This window comes from Mucilaginibacter sp. P1_D10 (assembly GCF_056406215.1).
In genome coordinates this window covers 109,123-129,681 of the sequence record NZ_JBFUAP010000010.1, presented here as the reverse complement: position 1 = coordinate 129,681, position 20,559 = coordinate 109,123, and the positions used below count along the sequence as shown (strand labels likewise).

Sequence of the window (20,559 nt, the reverse complement as noted above, 5' to 3'; positions counted from 1 at the left end):
TAAATTTCATATTTTACTGAAAATTCAATCTCAATAAACCTCACCTTAAAATGAAAAAAATATTTACCCCGTTAATGAACGGCTACCTGGTGGCCAATGCAGTCGCTTTTGTCATTATTGGCATCACCAAGTATTTTTCTACAGAACCGGGTGGCAGCAGCGTAATTGTTTTTTCGGAATTTGTGATTGTCCCGTTTTTGATGGGAATCATCAGCGCATGGTTTTGGCGCGATAGAGACCTTTCCGGCAGGATGGTAATCATGCGCTCAATTATCAATTGCATCATCGCTGTAGCGCTCAGCTTCGTGTTCCTCGAGGAAGGGGTTATTTGCCTCATTATCGTATCTCCCTTACTCTGGTCTTTTATTGTGGCGGGCACCTTTGCCGGCCGAACCATGTTCAAACGCGATAACACAACGCTAAATGTGAGTATAGTAGCCCTGCTCCTTCTTGTTTTTGTTATCGATTCCACTTCGGTACACCACTACGAAAATATGGTTGCAGATAGCATTATCATCAAAGCGCCGGTAAGTACCGTTTGGAAAAACGTCGTCGCCTACAAACGCAACACCTCGCCCGATAAATACTGGCTGTTTAAAATGGGGATGCCGAGCCCGGTGGAATCTACTACCGAGGGGTACTATGTGGGCGCAAAACGTAAATGTATTTTCAGTAACGGCTACGTGTTCGATGAAAAGATCGTAGTGTATGACGAGAACAAGAACCTCACGTTCGATATCACCGGGCAGCCGCGCGATCCGGAGATAATGGGCCACCTCGATATCCTGCGCGGGCAATTTTTATTAAAGGATAATGGTGATGGTACAACCACCGTAACGGGCAACAGCTGGTACCGCTTGTACGTTTTCCCGGCCTGGTATTATGATATCTGGGCCAAAAGCATCACCCGCAATGTGCATCTAAGGGTGATGGAGCACATCAAACAAATTAGCGAGGCGCAATAGATGTTCCGGTTCGTAACCAGATATCTTGGCTTTTTAAAGGCAATACCCGGCTTCGGCCTGGTGTTTGATGCCTGGCTGCGAATTGCCACCATTATGGTAAACCCGGAGGTATCCGACTATATCGACGACATTGAAACCGAAGTGTCGGCCTGGCAAAATATCCGCACCTGCATCCATAAATACGGTGGATTACAGTTTAATTATGGCTCGCACGAGATTGGGCATATTCACGGCAACGGCTTACTGGATATGCGATTAAGCCGAAAGGAAAAGCAACGACTGATGGCAGAGGATAACCGAATACTGCACCATCATGTTTTTAAAAGCACCGGATGGATAAGTTTCTATATCAAAAGCGAGGATGATGCAGCTTTTGCCCTGCGGTTGCTAAAAATGGCCTATGATAACAAAATGGCCGACCGCAGATACGGTCAACCGGCATAATCAGGAGATTTTCCTTTTTCCCTCTTTATCATTGATAAATTCGGTGAGTTCCTGTATAAATTCATCCAGCGATAGCGCCGACCGCTTAAGGTAAATAATCATCTTCTTTAATTGAATCGGCGCATCCAGAAATCCGCCGATAATACTGGTTATGCCTAAAATATTGGCTACCGGCAGCCGTACTTTGTGCGATGTAATGAACATCATCTCCTCCATGCTTTTAACATAATCCTTCAGATAGGCTTCGGTTTTTTTAAGTTCGATGTAGGCCGATGCCAGCTCTTCTGCCCGCTTTTCCTTCTCCCCATTTTGATAAACCAGTTCGCGGTTAGCAATCAGCAATTCTGCAGCACGCGCTTCCTTTTCATCATTTTGGTAAGCAAGTTCACGGTTGGCTACAATAAGCTCTGCCGCGCGCTTTTCTTTCTCATTGTTCTGAAAAATAAGTTCTTTGTTGGCCAGGATGAGCTCTTCAGCCCGTTTGCTTTTTTCATCGCGCTGGTAAGCAAGTTCTTTATTAGCTATAACGAGTTCGGCAGCGCGGGCTTCTTTTTCATCGTTTTGGTAAGCAAGTTCTTCATTGGCAATAATAAGTTCGGCAGCGCGCGCCTCCTTTTCTTGATTTTGATAAGCGAGTTCTTTGTTGGCGATGATTAACTCGTCGGATGAGTTTGTTTTATCCATTTGTATCGGCTAAGGTTTGAGTTTGGATTGGGTGAAAAAGGGGTTTAATATGGTATAGTAAACTATACACCATCAATTGTTTAAGTAAAAGAAAATAAAACGCCTTTTGTTAGCGATGGGTAAAAATAATATTACAGTCGCGGAGAGCGCAGCTAGATTAATTCCTTACCCAGAGCGTAAGTTTTTTCACGCAAGTGGGCCAGCAAGCCAGGCCCGCTATCGCCTTGCTGCCCCACATCGCAAGGCATTATTGGCTGGCCTATCTTCACATATAATTTATGCCCGCGTTTGTTGAACAACTGCGAGAAAAGCATAATGGTTTGCAGCGATGGATGGATAAATCGTGCCAGGCTGAACAACAGGCCATTGTTGCCATGGAAATACACCGGCAGTATGGGCTGATTGGCTTTTGCGATGATTTTACCCACAACCGGGTGCCATTCCTTATCGGTTATCTGCCGCCTTTTGAGGCAGTAGGACGATACTTCTCCCGCCGGGAAAATGGCAACCGGCACCCCATCCTTTAAAACCTTGAGCGTAGTTTTTAAGCCGCTGATGCTGGAGGCATCCTTTATATTTTCGAAGGGGTTTACGGCGATGATATGGTCGGCAAGGTTAGGCACTTTCTTCAACAAGAAGTTGCCCATAAACATGGTTTCGGGGCGTTTTTTTACAAGGATACTCAGCAAAGCAAGCGACTCTATGGCCCCATAAGGGTGGTTGGCAACGGTAATAAATGCGCCATCGGCCGGTATATTATGCAAACTTTCCTCGTCTACCACCAGCGTTACACCTAGTGTCTTAAACAAATGGTCGGCAAAGGCTACGCCTTTTAAGGCTTTGGCGTTTTCCATCATCGTGTTAAAGGCATCTATCTTCAACACGTTCATTAAAAACGAGGCGAGCAGCGGGAGGCCATTTATGCCGGCTGCTTTAGAAAAATCTGCTTTGGAAATAGCGGCCATTTTACGTAGGATTAATCTCTAAAAATAACGAACAGGTATTAACTGAAAGTGTCGGCATCATTAAGTCGGCCTACAGGTAATAGATACGATTTATATTGGGAACGACAATTTAAGTGTAGAGTTTATGTTATCAATAAGTTAATTATATGTAAATTTATACTACCAATTATAAATCTCAATTGTACCGCTTTACTAAAACATATTTAACCATCCTGGTGGGTTCTCTGCTCTCGTTTACGCTGGCCAGGGCGCAGCAGCAGCGGATATGCATTGATTTTTACGGCAGCACCTTCAACAGCCAGATAGATAACGCTTTGATACTCGATGTGCCTACTCAGCTTTCGCAGGCATCGGTAAAAGGTTTTTACGATAAAATAAATGCAGGCAATTACCAGCCTGTTATAGACTCGCTTACCGCTTACAAGACCCGAAACCAGTTGAACGATTGGCTGTATTACCAGCTCATCCGCAAAACGGCGCAACAGATAAGCCCCAAGGCTGATAACTATGGCCGCTATACCCTGTACAAATGGTTCATGATGGCTAAAAGTGGCTACGATGTACGCTTGGCCCTTACCCGAAGCAAAGTGATATTTTATGTGTTGAACGATGAGGATATATCAGACATCCCCGCTTTTATAGTAGATGCCAAAAAATACATGTGCCTAAACTATCACGATTACGTCAGGGCCGACCTCAATCTCGATCCACCTATTCCCGTAGCTATTGCTATCGCAGAGGCCAAAAAGGCATTTTCCTACAAAGTTACCCGCATGCCCGATTTTAAGGCATCGGATTACCAGGAGAAAGAACTGCAATTTACTTATCACCACAAGGCATACTACTTCAATATTAAGCTTAATCCCGATGTGGAGACCATCTTTATGAACTACCCGGGGGTTGATTTCGAAACGTATTTCAATATCCCGGTAAGCAAGGAAACTTATAGCTCGCTTATCCCCTTGCTCAAACAAAACATGGAGGGTATGAGCGAAAAGAAAGGCGTTGACTACCTAATGCATTTTACCCGCTACGCCTTTTTATATGAAGACGACGAAGAGAATTATGGCCGGGAGAAACGCCTCTCGCCCGAGGAAACCCTGTTTGCCCGTTACAGCGATTGCGACGACCGCGCCGCGTTGTTCTTTTACCTGGTAAAAGAAATTTACAACCTGCCCATGATAGCCCTGCTGTACCCAACGCATATTACCATGGCAGTGCAGTTCAGCAAGCCGGGGGGCAGTCCCATTGTATATAAAGGCAATGCATATACCATTTGCGAGCCCACCCCTCAGCAGGATGATTTGCGTATGGGCCAGCTACCTAAAAAGCTTAAAACCCAACACTACGAGGTGGTTTATCAATATGTGCCTTTTGCAAAAGGGCAAAAAGGCTTATAGTTTAGCCGTTTAGCAAAAAAACAGCTCCCATAGCGTAAATAATATTTGCAATTGTATTTTTTTTGATACTTTTATCCAAACCCGACTATAAACCTGATTTCTTGAAAAAGGTATTTGCAATAGTAATGCTTGCCGTGCTTATGTTCAACATGGGCGGTTACATGCTGTTGTTCCAATATTTCATCAAGCACTCCGATGATTTTGCCAACGAGCAGATAAGCAAAGGCCTTTACAAACCCGATGAACTGGTAGAAATCAAGATACCGGTACAACTTCCCAGAACCCAGGTGCAGGAAGATTTCCAGGCTATATCAGGCCAGGTAAAGCTAGCCGAGAACGACTACAACTACGTAGCCATGAAGATGACCCGCGATACCATGTATCTGATGTGCATCCCCAACTACGAAAAAACCAGGCTTATTGGCCAAAATATCATCACTGCCAAAAACGTAAGTGATTCGCCGCTGGCTAAAAAAAATCACCTGCCGGTAGAGAAGAAATCAGGTATAGACAGCAACTACAATTATCCGGTTTCGTTGTTCAACCTGGCAGTAGATACATCTGGCCTAATGCCTGCTTTTACTGATCTTATCCAAATTATCCCAAGTACCAGCCTACCTACCCCCGCACAACCACCCGAGGTGCAAGGCCTATTAGCTTAAACAAAATTTTTAAATTGGGGATTGATATGTGCCGTGCGGCTTACTGCCCATGCATGTTTCCCGGCGTAACCCTACCTATGCTATTGCTGTGGTATGGTGCCCATCCCCTGTTCAGTTTATTTTTAATACGGATTTTTTATGCCTTACATAGCACTCGAAGACCACCTGCCCGGCATTACCGGCCTGCTGGAATATAGCAAGGGTACAGCGCAGCCAATACGCGAGCTTACCCAATTCTTACTGCGCGGCCCATCAACTCTTACCGAGGCCGAACGCGAACTGATAGCCACTGTAGTATCCTACGGCAACCAATGCACCTTTTGTACCACTGCCCACACCGCCGCTGCCGACCTGCTGGCCGGAGAAACCGAAACTGCGGCAAGCGTAAAGCAAGACATTGAAACCGCCCCCGTGAGCGAGAAGATGAAAGCGCTTTTAACCATTGCATCGCAAACACGCGAAAGCGGCCGCGCCGTAACCGCCGAGGCAGTTGAACGTGCCAAAGCAGCCGGAGCAAGCGATGTGGAGATACACGATACGGTGCTGATTGCTGCCCTGTTTTGCCTGTACAATCGCTATGTCGACGGCCTTGCTACATCGTTACCGGCCGAAGCAGGCTACTACGATGTGCTGGCTGGCCGATTGGTAAACCATGGCTACACCCGGCTTCCGCAAGGTTACGACCATCTTAAAAAAGCAGTATAAAACACTGGCAGCTTTTAGTAGCAGTTGCAATAAGTGTATTGACTGCTGCCGCCACTTAAAAAGCTGCCACTTAAACAAAAACCCTAACCCCTTAAACTATTACCATCAATGAAAAAGTTTTTACTCATCATATTCTTGCTATCGTCTGTGCGCCTGTTTGCGCAGGACGTAAAAATATCGGGCACCGTAACGGCTGCCGGCAGCAGCGAACCGCTTAGCGGCGCCAGCATCAACGTAAAAGAAAAAATAATTGGTACCACCACCAATTCAAAAGGCCAGTTCACGCTATCGGCAGGCAAAATAAAACTGCCTTTCACCATCGTAATTACCGCCGTAGGGTACGATCAGCAGGAAGTTACCATCACCTCGGCAAGCCAAACGGTAACAAGCCAGCTGGCTGTACGTACCACCCAGCTTAACGAGGTGGTAACATCCGCCACGCGCGTAAACCAAAGCATATTGCAATCGCCGGTGAGTATAGAGAAGCTTACCACTAAAGCCATCAAAGAGAACCCTTCCTTCACTTTTTATGATGCCTTGGTAAACCTGAAAGGTGTAGAAGCCGTTACCAGCAGCATCACCTACAAACAGGTGAACACCCGCGGCTTCAATACCACTGGCAACGCCCGCTTTTTACAACTGGTAGATGGCGTGGACAACCAAACGCCGGGCCTCAACTTCTCGGTGGGCAACCAGTTCGGCGCATCGGATCTGGATGTAGAATCGGTGGAGATAATCCCCGGCGCTGCTTCGGCATTATACGGCCCCGTGGCGTTCAATGGCTTGTTATCTATCAAAACGAAAGACCCCTTTAAATACCAGGGGCTTGCAGTATCGGTAAAATCGGGCATCAACCACGTTGGCGAAACGTTTTCCGACACCAAAGGGCTGTATGATTTCGCCCTGCGCTTCGCAAAATCGTTCAACGATAAATTCGCCTTTAAGTTAAATGCATCGTACCTGACAGGTTCCGACTGGATAGCTAACGACTATACCGACATCAACGCATCTATCCCTGCTGCAAACCGGGGCCCTAACAACCCCGCCCGCGATGCATTGAACATCTACGGCGACGAGATAACCAAGAATATTGCCGGCGTTGGCGTAGTAAACCGTACCGGCTACGAAGAACGCGACCTGATGAACTACGGCGTTTACAGCCTTAAGCTGAACGGCGCACTGCAATACCGCATCAACAACAACCTCGAAGCTATTTATCAGTACAACTACGGCCGCGGTACCGCCAGCTATACCGGCAGCAGCCGTTTCGACCTGAATAACTTTGTGCTGCAAACCCATCGTTTGGAACTAAAGGGCAGTAACTTCTTCATCAGGGGCTACTCGGTAGAAGAGAACTCGCACGACTCATACAACACCCGTTCGCTGGGCCAGTTTATTAACCGCACATGGGTGAAGGATTTGGCGGGGACAACCGTTAGTCCGGCCAATGCAGATAACACCTGGTTCGATCGTTACGAGGCCGCCTTTAAAGGCAATGTTAACGGCGTTACCGGAAATAACCATCCAGCCGCCCGCACCTTTGCCGATCAGGGGCGCCTTTTACCGGGCACCGCAGCGTATGATGCAGCCAAAGATGCATCTATCCACAACTATGGCTTAAGCGGTGCCGGTGTATTCAGCAATAGTAAATTTTACCATTCGGATGGCCAGTACGATTTTAGCAAACACATTAAAGTGTTTGAATTACTTGCGGGTGGCAGCCTTCGCCAGTACAAAATGTTTACCAATGGCAGCTTATTTGATGATAAAACCAACCGTATCAACATCACCGAATGGGGCAGTTTCCTACAGGCCGGTAAAAAACTATTCGACGAAAAACTGAAGCTTACCGCCTCTATCCGTTACGATAAGAACCAAAACTTTAAGGGCAGCTTTACGCCACGTTTCTCGGGCGTGTACTCGGTAACGCCCATGCATAATTTCAGGGCATCGTACCAAACCGGTTTCCGTAACCCTACCCCGGTAGATCAGTTTATCCACTTAAATGTTGGCCCTATCACCATACTGGGTGGCGCGCCAAATAACAGCAAAGGCTTAAACGTTTACGAAAACACCTTCACTTCGGCATCGGTGAACGCATTCGGTGCAGCCGTTGGTGCTGCTATAGGTGCAGGCACGCCGCCGCCGACTGCAATTGCCGCCAATAAGGATTTGCTGGTAAAATCAAACGTAGCCTACATCAGGCCCGAGCAGCAAAAAGCGTTCGAGATTGGCTACAAAGGCGTAGTGAACGAAAGGCTTTTGGTTGATTTGAATTACTACCACAGCTCTTATACCGATTTTATCCTGAACACCGTAGTTATCCAACCAACCAGCCCGGTACTGGGTGCCGATGGCAAGCCAAACATGGCAGCAGCCGGCGAGGTAGCCAACCGCGCGGTAAAAGCGTTCCAGCTTTACACCAACGCATCGGATAAAGTATCGGCACATGGCGTTAGCCTTGGCTTAACGTACCTGTTAGATAGGGGCTATGTGTTGGGCGGTAACGTAACCAAATCTAACTTTAACCTGGGCAACGCAAATGCTAACAACATTGCGCAGTACAACACGCCAGAGTACAGCACCAACATGAACTTTGGTAACCCCAACGTTGGCCATAACTTCGGCTTCAACATCAACTGGCACTGGCAAAGCCAGTTTGATTGGTACGGTACTTTTAATGGCAACCGCCCGGGTCGTATAGCTGCTTACTCGCTGTTTGACGCGCAGATCAACAAAAAACTTCCAAAACAAAACACCACCATCAAATTGGGTGCAAGTAACATATTCAACAAGCACATCTCGCAATCGTACGGCTCGCCAACTATCGGCGGTATCTATTACGTAGCGCTGGTATTTGATAGTCCTTTAAAATAATAATGACATGAATGCGATAACGATTGAAATGGAAAACGCACAAACAAAAAAAAGCACGGCATACCTGGCCACCGCATTTGTACTCTGCTTCGTAAGCAGCGCGCTGGGCGGCTCGGTATCAACCTTGATGTCTGTTTATCTACCTGTAGTTGTAAAAGACTTACAGGGAGATGTTGCCGCCGGTCAATTAAACAGCGTAAGCGGTTTTATCAACGCTATGTTCATATTTGGCTGGGCTATTGGGGGCTTTACCTGGGGCATGATAAGCGACAAGATTGGCCGCAAAAAGGCTTTGATTTTTTCGATAGCCTGCTACGGCACTTTTACCATACTTACGGGGATGATGCCAAAATGGGAAAGTTTGGTGCTTTGCCGTTTTTTAAGCGGCTTTGGCGTTGGTGGCGAAATGGTTGTGGCCATGACTTTTATCAGCGAGATATGGCCGCAAAAAAACAAAGCGGTGTTTATCGGCATCCTGTCCATAGCATTCCCTATCGGGATATTTGCTTCCGGGTTTATTACCGATAACGTACCCCAATGGCGTCACGGCTTTTTCATCGGTGCGGTGCCGCTGGCAATGAGCATTATTGGATTTTTCGTAATAAAAGAATCCGACCAATGGATAAGTCATAAACAAAAACCCATCCAGGCATCAACCGCGCTGTTTGCACCGGTAAATCGCCGCGAAGTTATAATAGGCTCGCTGCTCTTTGGCACTATGCTTATCGGCCTTTGGGCTATTTTCTCCTGGCTCCCTACCTGGGTTCAAAGCCTTATCGCATTTGATGCACCAAAAGAACGCGGCATGAGTATAAAGTTTTTGGGCATGGGGGGGCTTATTGGCGGGTTCCTTTCCGGTTGGGTGGTAAACCTGTTGGGCCAGCGTAAATCTATGTTGCTTTGCTTTGCCGTTTCTACCGTGTTGTCGTTTGTGTTATTCAAAACAAACAGCTCGGTAACAGGTACAGTTTTTGCCGAAATAGCTCTAATGGGTCTCTTCTTCGGTATAAGCCAGGGTGTGTTATCGGCCTATATTCCCCAGCTTTTCCATACCGGTATACGGGCAACGGCAACCGGCTTCTGCTTCAACGTGGGCAGGCTGTTCACGGCAACGGCGGTACTGTTTATCGGCGTGTTGGTATCGGTACTGGGTGGTTACGGCAACGCCATCTTCATCTTTTCGCTGGTGTTTGTGGTAGGACTGATTATAACCCTTTTTGTGGTGAAGGATAAAGCAAAAGAGGCGCAGGTGGTTGAAATGAATGTTTAACAGATAATATTAAAAGATAAAATTATGGCACATATACAAGTCCCCGAGGGCGTACCGGGTATCAGATCGCTGGTAATGTTCAGGCCCGAAACCGGCAAGCACCTGTACGATTTGGCGGAGGTTTTGCTCCGCGGAGAATCGCCCATATCGCAAGCCGACCGCGAATTGATTGCCGCCTATGTATCGCGGCGCAACGAATGCGTGTTTTGCAGCAGCAGCCATGCCGCCGCCGCAAGATGCTTATATGGCGAAGACGATACCACGGTTGATGATGTCCTGACAGACATGGGCGCGGCCAACATCAGCCCCAAACTGAAGACCCTACTTAATATTGCGGGCAAGGTGCAGATACTAGGTACAGAAGTAAAGCAGGAGGACATTGATGCTGCCCGCACACAGGGTGCTACCGATAAGGAAATACACGATGCCGTGTTGATAGCTGCCGCTTTCAGTATGTTCAACCGCTATGTAGATGGCCTGGCAAGCCTCACCCCTACCGACCCGGAAGCCTACAAAGAAATGGGCAAACGTATGGTGCAAGGCTATGCGCTGCCACAAAAACCGGTAACCACTTAAAAACGAAACCAATGGCACACATTAATTTAGAGAATGAACTGCCCGGCATCCGCGGCCTGATGGCTTACAGCCCAAAAACAGAGGCTCCTTTGAATGCGCTTGCCGAAGTTTTACTGCGCGATGATGATAACACCCTCAGCCGCGGCGATCGCGAGCTGATTGGCACCTACGTATCATACCTTAACGATTGCTTTTTTTGTCAGAATGTACACGGCGCATTAGCCGGCCACTACCTGGGCTGCAATATCGACGAGATAGACGCTATCAAAAGTGATTTTACTTCGACAGCTATTACCCCTAAAATGAAAGCCTTGCTGGCTATTGCGGCCAGCGTGCAAAAAGGCGGCAAAGCCGTAACCGAAGAACAGATTACTGCCGCTCGGGCGGAAAACGCGACTGACAAGGAAATACACGATACCGTATTGATTGCCGCATCCTTCTGCATGTTTAACCGCTATGTAGATGGCCTGGCCACGTGGGCCCCGCAAGACAGGCAATTCTACGTAAACCGCGCCCCGCAACGCGCATTAGACGGTTACCAAAGCAGCGTTTACAAATAGCATAACAGAAGCTAATTTCAGCTTAAAGCCTCCGGACGGAAGTTTGGGGGCTTTTTGGCATTAAATATCGTGAGGGATTCCCAATAAATCCTTGAACTGATGAATATCTAACAATGGGATACGTGGAAAAGGGATGGTTTTGAGGATGTTAAAATGACGGTCGTGCGTTACGATGTAATCGGCATTGGCAGCAAATGCACAGTCCACAAACTTATTGTCATCTTCATCGGCATCAATCAAACCTAGTTTATAATGAACAGATGTAAAGAAAGCATTAGGGAGTTCTGTAAGCGAGCGCACCACATCTAAGGCCACATGTGCATTCCAATGTGTTTCTATTATTTCCTGATACTCTAAAAGAATATCCTGAGTAATCGCAATCCGGAATTTGTTATATAACAGTGCTTGATAGAGCCAGTGATATTTTGACCGGCTGGATATAGATACCAATAAAACATTGGTGTCGAGAACAACGGTTAAATCATTGATTTCCGACATTCAACAATTTATCCATATCATCATCGCTCAATCCATTTTTATCCCAAATTTCGTCTGCGCCCTCAATGGCTCGTTCCGCAAAAAAACGGGCGAGCAGATTCTTTAAATCATTAAGATCATTATCAGATAAGTTGGTGCCGAATAGTTTCATCAGCTCTACCTGCGCGTTATTTAGAGGGTATTTTAAAGTGCTCATGGTTTCTGTAGGATAGCTTAAACAAATTTACATTTATTATCAATACAAAATCAATCCCTATATAATATTACTCCCCCAAAAACTCCTCCACCAAAGCCGCTACCAATTCCGGCACTTTGCTGCCTTTTTTGCCGTTTACCAATTCGCCTAAATACTCACCGTGGCCACCGGGGAAAACCGCCAATTTGGAGCCGACGATGTAGTGCGTTATCTCGGTGGCGTGTTCGGGCGGGGCAACGTCTGCATCGCCCGTCATGATAAGGGCGGGCACTTGTATCATTTGGATTTCGTCATCCGTCCAACCCTCAAAATGCTGCATGCGGTAAAGTGATTTATCGTGCATGGCCTGCAAGCCCTTCTGCGTATTGCCTGGTATGGAAAGGAACTCGTCTTTATACTGTTGAGGCATATCTTTAAAGCTTGCCTTGCTCATAAAATCCCAAAACCAGGGCTGCGCGCCGCTGTGTTTGGTAAACGACGATGCTACCACTATTTTACGCGTAAGCTGCGGGTAGCTCATGGCTATTTGCAAGGTAGTTTGCCCGCCGTTGCTGAAACCCATAAAATCGGCTTTGGCAATGCCCAATTGCTTTAACAACTCGGCAACATCGTCGGCATCCTGCTTAAAGGTGAAGGGCGCATCGCGGTCGCTGGTGTGGCCGTTGCCTTGCAATTCAACCGCTATCACCTGCCTGTGCTGCGCAAGGAATGGCAGTATGCGCCCAAAGCTGGTGCGAATGGTGGAGCCACCGCCGTGGATCAATACCAGGGGCATGCCTTTACCGTGTATCTCGTAATACATTTTCATGCCGTTCACTTGTTTATATCCGCTGATGCTATCGGGTTTCATGGCTGTATGGGTTTGGTTTGCTGTTTTATGGCTTACAGTGCAAGCCTGTACGGAAATCGCTATGCCTATAAGACAAAGGGCCTGCCAAAATTTTGTTATCATCGTTATTGGGTTTAAGCTATCAGTTTATCCAGGTTGTTGAACATCTGCAACCAGCTTTGGTAGGCGCCGGTTTGTTTGGCCAGTTCCTCGGCTACGGTTTGGTGCAGGGTAAAGCTACATTTATCGCCGATAGATTTAAACACAATCGTAGTGATGATGGTGCCGGGCCATTTCTCGTCCTTGCCGCTGTCGGCCAGGCGGTTGCCCTGCGGGTCGGTCAAATATATCGAAAACACCAGCCGCTCGGGCGCAACCACTTCCAGGTACTCGCCCTTGCACCAGCAATCGCCATAAACGGGGTTGTGTATGCAGGTTTGGAAGCTGCCGCCGGGCCGCACATCCATAGATAGGATATCGATAGTGCAGCCATCGGGTGCGTACCAATGCTTCAACTGCTCAGTATCTGTCCAGGCTTTAAATACCACTTCGCGCGGGGCATCGCACAGGTGGCTTATCCAAACTTCTTTTTGTTTAGTGTCGGTTTTACTTGGTTCCATTTTCCGTAGGTTTTGCTTGTATGTCGGCTAAAAAATTATCCAATGCATTGAATCTGCCTGCCCATAATTTCCTCGATTCTTCCACCCAGTCCGTCACCTCGGCAAGCTGATCCAGTTTGGCTTCGCAGAAACGTTCGCGGCCCTGTTTGCGGATAGCTACCAAGCCGCATTCGGTCAATATCTTGATGTGACCCGATACCGCCTGCCGGCTAATGTCGAACGCATCGGCAACGGCGTTCAGGTTCATGGCGCCGGAGGCAATGCGACTGATGATTTGGCGACGGGTAGGATCGGCAATGGCCTGGAAAACATCTCTTCTGACAATCATATGCAAGTATATGCTTGCAAATATAAATGCAAGCATATGATTGCGCAATAGAAAATGTAAATTTTTTTAAGATGGTTTATCGAAAGTTTTTAATTGCGTCGGAATGGGTATCAACCAATTGCATTAATGACCGAATGTCCACTCTGGCCCATTTGCCAGGCAGGTAAAGGTCCGCTATCGTCCTGAGGTTTAAGCGGCCGCGTTTGTGATTAAAGGGGCAGGTGAAAGTTAAAGCTGCTGCCGTTACCGGGCTCGCTTTTGATGGTAAAGGTGCCATTATGCTTCTTAATAATTTCAGAGGCGATGTATAAGCCCAGGCCAACTCCCTGGTAATGCATGGCCGTTTTGCTTACCCGGTAAAAGCGTTTAAATAACTGATTGATATCTTCTTTCGCTATGCCTATCCCAAAATCCTGTACGGTAATTGTTATCTGATTAGCTTCTGCCTCGGCTTTAACAATGATTAAGGATGCATTGGGCGAATATTTTATGGCATTGTTAAGGAGGTTAACCATAACCTGTTCTATCCGGAACTGATCGCCCAGGTAGCGGATATCGATGTCGTTTTCGAGGAGTATCTGGTGGTGATTTGCTGTTTGCTGCACATTAAAAATACTGTTGACCAGAGCGTCCGCAAAATTGAACTCTTGTATGTTCAGATCTATTTGCCCTGCGTTTATTTTGGTAACATCCAGCAGGTCTTCTATCAATCGCTCCAAACGCTTGATGCTATGGCTGGCATTTAATATAAAGGCGTAGCTTTTATCGTTTTTGTTCGTCGTTTTTTCCAACAGCTGGTTAATGGCTTTTATGCTGGTTAGCGGGGTTTTGAATTCATGACTTACGATATTGAAAAACTCGTCTTTTTTGGCCTCCGCTTCGGCCCGCCTTGCTTTTTCGGCTGCCTGAAAAAGCAGCTCGGTATCAGCAATGATCAGCTCCTGCGCCCGCTTTTCTTTTTCCTGATTCTGAAAAATCAACTCCGTATTGGCAATTACCAGCTCGGCGGCGCGTTTTTCTTTCTCCTCGTTTTGAAAAATCAATTCGGCGTTGGCTATGATCAGCTCGGCTGCCCTTCTTTCCTTCTCTTTATTTTGAAAAATCAGTTCGTTATTGGCCACGATCAGCTCAGCGGCGCGTTTTTCTTTTTCCTCATTCTGAAACGCTAATTCGCGGTTGGCCACAATCAGTTCTGCGGCGCGTTTTTCTTTTTCCTGGTTTTGAAAAATCAATTCCGTATTTGCCAGCAGCAGCTCGGCGGCCCGCTTTTCTTTTTCGCTGTTTTGAAAAATCAACTCCGTGTTTGCGATAATCAATTCAGCGGCTCTTTTTTCTTTTTCCTCGTTTTGGAAAAGCAGCTCGATATTGGCAATTATCAACTCCCCGGCGCGTTTTTCTCTTTCCTCGTATAACAAATCGAGCTGCTTATTAGCGGTTAACAGCTCTTTTGCCCGTTTAAGTTTTTCTGAATTTTGGAAATCGAGTTCTTTGTTGGCGATGATGAGTTCATTTGCCCGCTTTATTTTTTCCTCGTTCTGAAGGTCGAGTTCGATATTGGCCAGGATCAGCTCTGCCGCAAGTTTTGCTTTTTCCTGATTTTGAAGGGCTAACTCACGGTTAGCAAATATCAGTTCTTCCGATAGGTCTTTTTTATCCATAATTGGGCCGACTGACGTCGTTTAAGAAGCCATCACACCCGTCCGAACGGGAAGATGCAATTATGGTAAGTGATTTTTAGTTCGCAAGAGCCTAAAAAAGACCGGATTTATGCAAGGTACATAAAAACCCTGCGAGTTGGGGTTATTTAATTTCCACGTAAGGGAAATCTGTGCTTTTATAACCCGTCTGACCTTGGCTGGCGTGGTCATAACGCCGAATGCCAAGCTATTATGAGCACAAAGTTTTATTGACAAACGTTTTGTCGGCACATAAGGGTCATTGGTCGGCACACCAGGCCGTCGGGGTAAAGTATTCTCAACTTTACAGTACCAATTAAACCTGACGACAATGAACCCCAAAAAAATACTGATGATGGTAGCTTTTGCCGCTATGGGCATTTGCCTGGTTGATGCCTGCAAAAAAGGCGATGCCGCAAGCCCTGCAATTACAACTACAGGCACCACAACTACCACCACATCTACAGAATCTGTTAAAACAGCGGTGGAGCTGGCCTTCGGGGCCAACATCAACCCGGCCAACCTGGAGAATTACTCCGCCCAAAACATCCCCCCTTATATCACTAAAGATAACTGCGGCCCAAACCCTATTACCAATGCGGGGGCCACGCTTGGTCGGGTGTTGTTTTACGATAAAGCTTTATCGGTTAATAACAGCATAGCTTGCAGCAACTGCCATAAACAAAGCCTGGCCTTTAGCGATGACGCCCTGCTCAGCCCGGGCGTAAACGGTGCAACCACCCGCCACTCTATGCGTTTGGCCAATAGCCGCTTTACGCAGGAAGTACGTTTCTTTTGGGATAAACGCGCCGCCACGCTCGAAGATCAAACCGTGCAGCCTATACAAAACCACAACGAGATGGGCTTTAGCGGCACCAATGGCGACCCTGGCATTGCCACCCTCATTGCCAAACTACAGGCTATCGGCTATTATCAGGAGCTCTTCAAATTCGTATATGGCGATGCTACGGTTACGCAGGCAAGGATGCAAACGGCGCTCTCTGCTTTTATCCGCAGCATACAATCTTTCGATTCTAAGTTTGATACAGGGCTGGCAGCAACCCGCAACCTCAACCAGGATTTCCCCAACTTTACCGCGCAGGAAAACCTCGGTAAATCATTATTCATCAACCCGCCATCGCCGCCAGGCACGGTTGTTAACGGTGCAGGCTGCCAGGGTTGCCATCGTGCGCCGGAGTTCGATATCGACCCCAAGGCCGGCAACAACGGCATCATAGGCGTGGCGGGCAGCACCGCAACAGACATCAGCAATACCAAGGCACCATCCCTGCGCAATGTATTGAACGCCACAGGCACGGCAAACGGCATGTTCATGCATAACGGCAGCCTGACTACCTTGCAAGCGGTAGTGGCCCATTACAACCAAATTACCGTGGAACCCGCTAACACCAATCTCGACCCACGACTGCTTGGCGGCGGCCGCGGGCAAAACCTGCGCCTGAGTGCCGAACAGCAAGCCGCCATCGTGGCCTTTTTGGCTACGCTTAGCGGCAAAGATGTTTATACCAACAAAAAATGGGGCAGCCCCTTCCTGAATAACTAGCCTGGGTTTTGAGTTGGCAATAAGGGTGTAGGATTTGCATTCTACACCCTTATTATGTCGCAATCATACCCTTACGATGTGGTTTTATGATGGTAATTTTAACCAACATAAAACTTAAAGACATGACTGAAACTAAATCAACATCAAAAGCGGCCTTATGGGCCGGGTGGATCATCAGCGGACTTATGATAGCCTTTTACCTGTTTGATGCTATTGGAAAAATTATGCTGGAAAAGCATTCTCTAGACGGCAGCGTTGCGCTGGGTTGGCCGGTAGAACGTATCCCCTCCATCGGCTTTATACTGTTGGCCTGCACCATCCTTTACGCTATACCACGCACCTCCGTTTTAGGTGCGGTATTGATTACCGGATACCTTGGCGGTGCGGTTGCGGTTATGATGCGTACACCAGGACAGCCTTATTTGTTCCCGTTTCTATTTGGCGCGCTAACCTGGGCGGGGATATATTTCCGTAACGAAAAGCTGCAAAAGCTGGTACGGGGCGAATAATAATAGAAACACATAAAAAAGCGTGCGGTTACTTAACCGCGTACTTTTTGTTTAAGTTCAGTCCAAAGCTGGTTTACGATTAAACCACCACAGTCCAACAACAATATTTATAGAATATTAAATATTTCTACACACTTGCTATTATTAATATAATTATTTAATTTTAAGACGACTTAAGGCTTATCACAATTCCCCCGCGCAACCTGTTAAGGTTGTTAGTCCTATCAACTAAGTCTTTGTTATTGGGTAATTTTTTCGATTGCAACGCTTGCAACCGAGTCAGGTAATAAATTATTAAAAATAACATATATGAAGTATTTATATACGATAATATCGTTTGTAATTGGGCTGCTAGTGGCAATCACCACCATAATATTCTATCGCGACAAGTTTACGTTAGCCCTTACAGATAGCAGTTTTATTATTATCGGTGCCTTTTTGATGGCATTTTTGTGCATTTATTATATTTTTAATATTGCGCAAAAAAGCAAAGGAGATGCTACAACAGCATTGGGCATGCCAAACGGATCAGTTAGGGCCATAATAGCATTGCTGGTAATCGTTTTTTTTGCGTTGTCGGCCATCATTTTTTCGTACAGTAATGTAAATGCTGAGTTATCAAAGCAAGTGCTAACCACACTAGCCACGCTGGCCATTGCTGTGTCGTCTTTTTATTTTGGCTCTAAGGCTACCGAGCAAGGCAGTAAAATATCGCAGGAACTATTTAGCCAGGCACTAAGCTCGACCAACCCGACGGCCGAAATTGTCCCGTCTGCCATTATTGAGGAAGCCATAAAAAACAATAAAGAACAATGGCTCATTACCTATAACTGCATAGACATAATCCCCGGGAAAAAAGTAACACAACAGGTTACAAATGAAACCAACTGCATCGTTTTCGTGGTAAAGGAAAAAACCGATAAATCTGTTGCCATACCGCCCACCATCCCATATACATCGGCCAACAAAACGTATACTATACCAACCGATGTACAAGCGCAGGGAGATGGCTCTCCGACTGCTGACAATGTAACCAGCGATAATATACCCGAAACCGTACTAGCAGAAGCGATAAGCAAAAAATTTGATGAGTGGAAACAAGCATTTGATATTGTCGCCGTGAGTGTTGGGAAAAAACAAATTTCAGGCCAAACCACAGATGTTAATTGCCTTGTATTCAGCCCAATTCAAAAGCTTTTGCAAGACGATAAGCTGTTTACCCCCATACCGCCTATCATAAAATTCCCGTCTGTTGATGGGAAAATTTATGATATACCAACAGACGTTAGGGCAACCGGAAGCACAATCCAGGCATCGGCTACACCCGCCCTGCTTTGCGATAATACGGTACCCAAGAGGCCTGGTTGTTCAACCTCCAGAAATCAAGGGAATACAACCGGCACGCTTGGCTTCGTAGTTTACCGAAATAACGTTCCGCATATACTTAGTTGCTATCATGTTTTCTGTTCCCCCGAACTAAACGCCCGGAAATTGAATTTTAAAAGCACGGTGCCGACCAACGAAATAATTTGTTCGCCAGGCAAAAGAGATAATCCCCAAGGGCCACCATTGGGCAAAGTTATAGAAGGAACATTAAACGCTGAACTAGATTGTGCTTTGGCAACAATTGATGACCCTCTTGTCATGATAACTGAAAGAATATGCAATATCGACAAAGCCCCGGTAACGCCAATTACTGTTACGCAAGCCCATGTTAATGCGCATTTCAAAGTTAAATCCGTCGGAAGGACAACGGGTGCTTTAGAGGGGACTATACAACAAGTTTCCGCAACCTGCGATATAAATTACAAAATAAATAACAGTTTGGAAACTGTTACATTGAAAGGATTAATATCTACCAATATGCGAGCCAATAGTGGAGACTCGGGTGCCCCTGTTGTCGACAATGATAATAACGCTATTGGAATCATTATCGCGACTTCTTCAGAGTTCACTTATGTCCTTCCTATACAAAGAATACTTGCTCATTTTTCAATTACCCTAAAACCAACATTATCATGAAAAAATTTTTACTCTATTTGCTTACGTTAATTATGCCTTCAATCTGTTTTGCCCAGCACTATGAAATTAAGAAGGCAGATATAACTACCGCGGGTCTCGCACTATCCGGGAATAAAATCGACATGACTAAAGCCAACTGGGACAACGAAGCTTACCTGAAATTCACTGGCTTTACTGCTACTGAGTTACCCCAAATTGAAGTTCATTGGCATGACACAACCGAAGTAATATCGGCAACCTCAGTTACCGCCACCGACGAAACATTTCTTTTAAAAGGAGCGATGGAGCAAAAAAAACATGTATTTGACATCTTTCTTAACGGAAATGCAATAGGGACCGTGAGCTTTGACCTTAAAGCTGCCGATGGAACAGTTGTTAAGGAAAAGGACGATCCTAAAGAAAACCTGGATGATTCAGACCCCACAGAGGGATATCTTGGAGTGTTGGCAAGTGCCAATTTCGTGGGAAATAATAAATTCCTGTCAGACCTTACGCCTGTCGTCAATATGGGCGGCGTTACAAGATTGTCTAACACAAAGAATTTTTCATGGCAAATCGACGTAAATCCTTATATGGGTGCACAAATAAACACCAAAGACTCTGTGTCGTTAGTTCCTGCGTTAATGTTATACGGCAGGGCTGGCTTAACTTTCAACAACTACCTCAACTTCTTTTTTAATGATAAAAAAACACAGATAACAGTAATGCCCTTTGGTTTTGGTTTGAAATTTATACCAAATCTAAAGGATTCCAACAACCTCGTAATTCAACACAATATCAGGTTTGGTATTGCTCTTAAATACGATAACGTGTTTACATTAAGCGGGCAGATCACACGCGGCTGGCATAATATAACCTCATCATCCGAAGTTGATTTTAAAAAGGTTTTTGGCGATGTCCCTACATCTATCACATATGCAACAGTAACCGGACAATTTGCATTTAAGGGTAAGACCAATGAAATAAGTAACTATGTTTTTTTTGAATGGAGAGGACTGCTCTCTAAGCATAATTTTTCAGCATTTACAAATAATAGAATTTTGACATTAGGGATTCGTAAAACATTAGACTTAACGGGTGGTGGTGCGTTCTCGGTGGGGGATGACGGTGAACCAGTCAAATCACCCAAAAAGCGTAACAGAGTTCGTATGAGTTTATAACTTAATTAAACATCGGCTATGGCATTAGGAGGTTATATAGTCAAAACTC

21 protein-coding genes are annotated in these 20,559 nt (G+C 46.1%); 13 read left to right on the top strand and 8 right to left on the bottom strand.

Features of this window, described 5'->3' with window-relative positions:
* Positions 1-50 precede the first annotated feature (50 nt).
* A complete protein-coding gene (locus AC1DYT_RS17010) occupies positions 51-965 on the top strand; it encodes an SRPBCC family protein (RefSeq protein ID WP_477470758.1) in 915 nt (304 codons plus the stop codon).
* Positions 966-1,409, top strand: coding sequence for a luciferase domain-containing protein (locus tag AC1DYT_RS17005; protein WP_477470757.1), 444 nt, complete (start codon positions 966-968; stop codon positions 1,407-1,409). It begins immediately after the preceding gene.
* On the opposite strand, the gene AC1DYT_RS17000 is transcribed toward AC1DYT_RS17005, so the two are convergent.
* Complete coding sequence (locus tag AC1DYT_RS17000) at positions 1,410-2,093, bottom strand: diguanylate cyclase (protein WP_477470756.1); 684 nt, start codon at positions 2,091-2,093, stop codon at positions 1,410-1,412.
* Between the two features lie 152 nt (positions 2,094-2,245).
* Entirely contained in the window at positions 2,246-3,058 is an 813-nt protein-coding gene (locus tag AC1DYT_RS16995) for a lysophospholipid acyltransferase family protein (RefSeq protein WP_477470755.1), read from the bottom strand.
* A 179-nt stretch (positions 3,059-3,237) separates the two neighbouring features.
* On the opposite strand from AC1DYT_RS16995, the gene AC1DYT_RS16990 reads away from it, so the two are divergent.
* From AC1DYT_RS16990 to AC1DYT_RS16960, 7 genes are all read left to right on the top strand, one after another.
* A complete protein-coding gene (locus AC1DYT_RS16990; protein ID WP_477470754.1) occupies positions 3,238-4,458 on the top strand; it encodes a hypothetical protein in 1,221 nt (406 codons plus the stop codon).
* A 101-nt stretch (positions 4,459-4,559) separates the two neighbouring features.
* The gene (locus AC1DYT_RS16985; protein WP_477470753.1) at positions 4,560-5,120 is read left to right on the top strand and encodes a hypothetical protein; all 561 of its coding nucleotides are present in this window, start codon (positions 4,560-4,562) and stop codon (positions 5,118-5,120) included.
* Between the two features lie 138 nt (positions 5,121-5,258).
* Entirely contained in the window at positions 5,259-5,825 is a 567-nt protein-coding gene (locus tag AC1DYT_RS16980) for a carboxymuconolactone decarboxylase family protein (RefSeq protein ID WP_477470752.1), read from the top strand.
* Between the two features lie 108 nt (positions 5,826-5,933).
* Complete coding sequence (locus AC1DYT_RS16975; RefSeq protein WP_477470751.1) at positions 5,934-8,702, top strand: TonB-dependent receptor; 2,769 nt, start codon at positions 5,934-5,936, stop codon at positions 8,700-8,702.
* A gap of 7 nt (positions 8,703-8,709) precedes the next feature.
* A complete protein-coding gene (locus AC1DYT_RS16970) occupies positions 8,710-9,972 on the top strand; it encodes an MFS transporter (protein ID WP_477470750.1) in 1,263 nt (420 codons plus the stop codon).
* Positions 9,973-9,996: 24 nt separating this feature from the next.
* Complete coding sequence (locus AC1DYT_RS16965) at positions 9,997-10,548, top strand: carboxymuconolactone decarboxylase family protein (RefSeq protein WP_477470749.1); 552 nt, start codon at positions 9,997-9,999, stop codon at positions 10,546-10,548.
* An 11-nt stretch (positions 10,549-10,559) separates the two neighbouring features.
* Positions 10,560-11,108, top strand: coding sequence for a carboxymuconolactone decarboxylase family protein (locus AC1DYT_RS16960; protein WP_477470748.1), 549 nt, complete (start codon positions 10,560-10,562; stop codon positions 11,106-11,108).
* Between the two features lie 60 nt (positions 11,109-11,168).
* Here the strand turns inward: AC1DYT_RS16960 and AC1DYT_RS16955 are convergent, their stop codons facing one another.
* The 6 genes from AC1DYT_RS16955 to AC1DYT_RS16930 form a co-directional block, all read right to left on the bottom strand.
* Positions 11,169-11,606 (bottom strand): putative toxin-antitoxin system toxin component, PIN family, encoded by a 438-nt coding sequence (locus AC1DYT_RS16955; RefSeq protein ID WP_477470747.1) that lies wholly within the window; start codon positions 11,604-11,606, stop codon positions 11,169-11,171.
* On the bottom strand, positions 11,590-11,802 hold the full coding sequence (locus AC1DYT_RS16950) for a hypothetical protein (RefSeq protein WP_477470746.1): 213 nt from the start codon (positions 11,800-11,802) through the stop codon (positions 11,590-11,592). The genes AC1DYT_RS16955 and AC1DYT_RS16950 overlap by 17 nt, the downstream gene beginning before the upstream one ends.
* A 67-nt stretch (positions 11,803-11,869) precedes the next feature.
* Positions 11,870-12,754 carry an alpha/beta fold hydrolase gene (locus AC1DYT_RS16945; protein ID WP_477470745.1) on the bottom strand — a complete coding sequence of 295 codons (885 nt, stop codon included), beginning with the start codon at positions 12,752-12,754 and terminating at the stop codon, positions 11,870-11,872.
* Between the two features lie 11 nt (positions 12,755-12,765).
* Positions 12,766-13,251, bottom strand: coding sequence for an SRPBCC family protein (locus AC1DYT_RS16940; protein WP_477470744.1), 486 nt, complete (start codon positions 13,249-13,251; stop codon positions 12,766-12,768).
* Positions 13,238-13,579, bottom strand: a complete 342-nt coding sequence (locus AC1DYT_RS16935) for an ArsR/SmtB family transcription factor (protein ID WP_477461542.1) — start codon at positions 13,577-13,579, stop codon at positions 13,238-13,240. The genes AC1DYT_RS16940 and AC1DYT_RS16935 overlap by 14 nt, the downstream gene beginning before the upstream one ends.
* A 209-nt stretch (positions 13,580-13,788) precedes the next feature.
* On the bottom strand, positions 13,789-15,237 hold the full coding sequence (locus tag AC1DYT_RS16930; protein WP_477470743.1) for a sensor histidine kinase: 1,449 nt from the start codon (positions 15,235-15,237) through the stop codon (positions 13,789-13,791).
* Between the two features lie 349 nt (positions 15,238-15,586).
* Between AC1DYT_RS16930 and AC1DYT_RS16925 the strand changes: the two genes are divergently transcribed.
* From AC1DYT_RS16925 to AC1DYT_RS16910, 4 genes are all read left to right on the top strand, one after another.
* Positions 15,587-16,819, top strand: coding sequence for a cytochrome-c peroxidase (locus AC1DYT_RS16925; protein ID WP_477470742.1), 1,233 nt, complete (start codon positions 15,587-15,589; stop codon positions 16,817-16,819).
* Between the two features lie 122 nt (positions 16,820-16,941).
* Positions 16,942-17,328 (top strand): DoxX family protein, encoded by a 387-nt coding sequence (locus AC1DYT_RS16920; RefSeq protein ID WP_477470741.1) that lies wholly within the window; start codon positions 16,942-16,944, stop codon positions 17,326-17,328.
* Between the two features lie 309 nt (positions 17,329-17,637).
* Positions 17,638-19,350 carry a trypsin-like peptidase domain-containing protein gene (locus AC1DYT_RS16915; RefSeq protein ID WP_477470740.1) on the top strand — a complete coding sequence of 571 codons (1,713 nt, stop codon included), beginning with the start codon at positions 17,638-17,640 and terminating at the stop codon, positions 19,348-19,350.
* On the top strand, positions 19,347-20,510 hold the full coding sequence (locus AC1DYT_RS16910; protein ID WP_477470739.1) for a hypothetical protein: 1,164 nt from the start codon (positions 19,347-19,349) through the stop codon (positions 20,508-20,510). The genes AC1DYT_RS16915 and AC1DYT_RS16910 overlap by 4 nt, the downstream gene beginning before the upstream one ends.
* Positions 20,511-20,559: the final 49 nt, after the last annotated feature.

Bases quoted from the DNA above. Each gene is read 5' to 3' on its own strand.
- AC1DYT_RS17010 (WP_477470758.1), top strand. From the start codon at position 51: ATGAAAAAAATATTTACCCCGTTAATGAACGGCTACCTGGTGGCCAAT.
- AC1DYT_RS17005 (WP_477470757.1), top strand. From the start codon at position 966: ATGTTCCGGTTCGTAACCAGATATCTTGGCTTTTTAAAGGCAATACCC.
- AC1DYT_RS17000 (WP_477470756.1), bottom strand. From the start codon at position 2,093: ATGGATAAAACAAACTCATCCGACGAGTTAATCATCGCCAACAAAGAA.
- AC1DYT_RS16995 (WP_477470755.1), bottom strand. From the start codon at position 3,058: ATGGCCGCTATTTCCAAAGCAGATTTTTCTAAAGCAGCCGGCATAAAT.
- AC1DYT_RS16980 (WP_477470752.1), top strand. From the start codon at position 5,259: ATGCCTTACATAGCACTCGAAGACCACCTGCCCGGCATTACCGGCCTG.
- AC1DYT_RS16975 (WP_477470751.1), top strand. From the start codon at position 5,934: ATGAAAAAGTTTTTACTCATCATATTCTTGCTATCGTCTGTGCGCCTG.
- AC1DYT_RS16970 (WP_477470750.1), top strand. From the start codon at position 8,710: ATGAATGCGATAACGATTGAAATGGAAAACGCACAAACAAAAAAAAGC.
- AC1DYT_RS16965 (WP_477470749.1), top strand. From the start codon at position 9,997: ATGGCACATATACAAGTCCCCGAGGGCGTACCGGGTATCAGATCGCTG.
- AC1DYT_RS16960 (WP_477470748.1), top strand. From the start codon at position 10,560: ATGGCACACATTAATTTAGAGAATGAACTGCCCGGCATCCGCGGCCTG.
- AC1DYT_RS16955 (WP_477470747.1), bottom strand. From the start codon at position 11,606: ATGTCGGAAATCAATGATTTAACCGTTGTTCTCGACACCAATGTTTTA.
- AC1DYT_RS16950 (WP_477470746.1), bottom strand. From the start codon at position 11,802: ATGAGCACTTTAAAATACCCTCTAAATAACGCGCAGGTAGAGCTGATG.
- AC1DYT_RS16945 (WP_477470745.1), bottom strand. From the start codon at position 12,754: ATGATAACAAAATTTTGGCAGGCCCTTTGTCTTATAGGCATAGCGATT.
- AC1DYT_RS16940 (WP_477470744.1), bottom strand. From the start codon at position 13,251: ATGGAACCAAGTAAAACCGACACTAAACAAAAAGAAGTTTGGATAAGC.
- AC1DYT_RS16935 (WP_477461542.1), bottom strand. From the start codon at position 13,579: ATGATTGTCAGAAGAGATGTTTTCCAGGCCATTGCCGATCCTACCCGT.
- AC1DYT_RS16930 (WP_477470743.1), bottom strand. From the start codon at position 15,237: ATGGATAAAAAAGACCTATCGGAAGAACTGATATTTGCTAACCGTGAG.
- AC1DYT_RS16925 (WP_477470742.1), top strand. From the start codon at position 15,587: ATGAACCCCAAAAAAATACTGATGATGGTAGCTTTTGCCGCTATGGGC.
- AC1DYT_RS16920 (WP_477470741.1), top strand. From the start codon at position 16,942: ATGACTGAAACTAAATCAACATCAAAAGCGGCCTTATGGGCCGGGTGG.
- AC1DYT_RS16915 (WP_477470740.1), top strand. From the start codon at position 17,638: ATGAAGTATTTATATACGATAATATCGTTTGTAATTGGGCTGCTAGTG.
- AC1DYT_RS16910 (WP_477470739.1), top strand. From the start codon at position 19,347: ATGAAAAAATTTTTACTCTATTTGCTTACGTTAATTATGCCTTCAATC.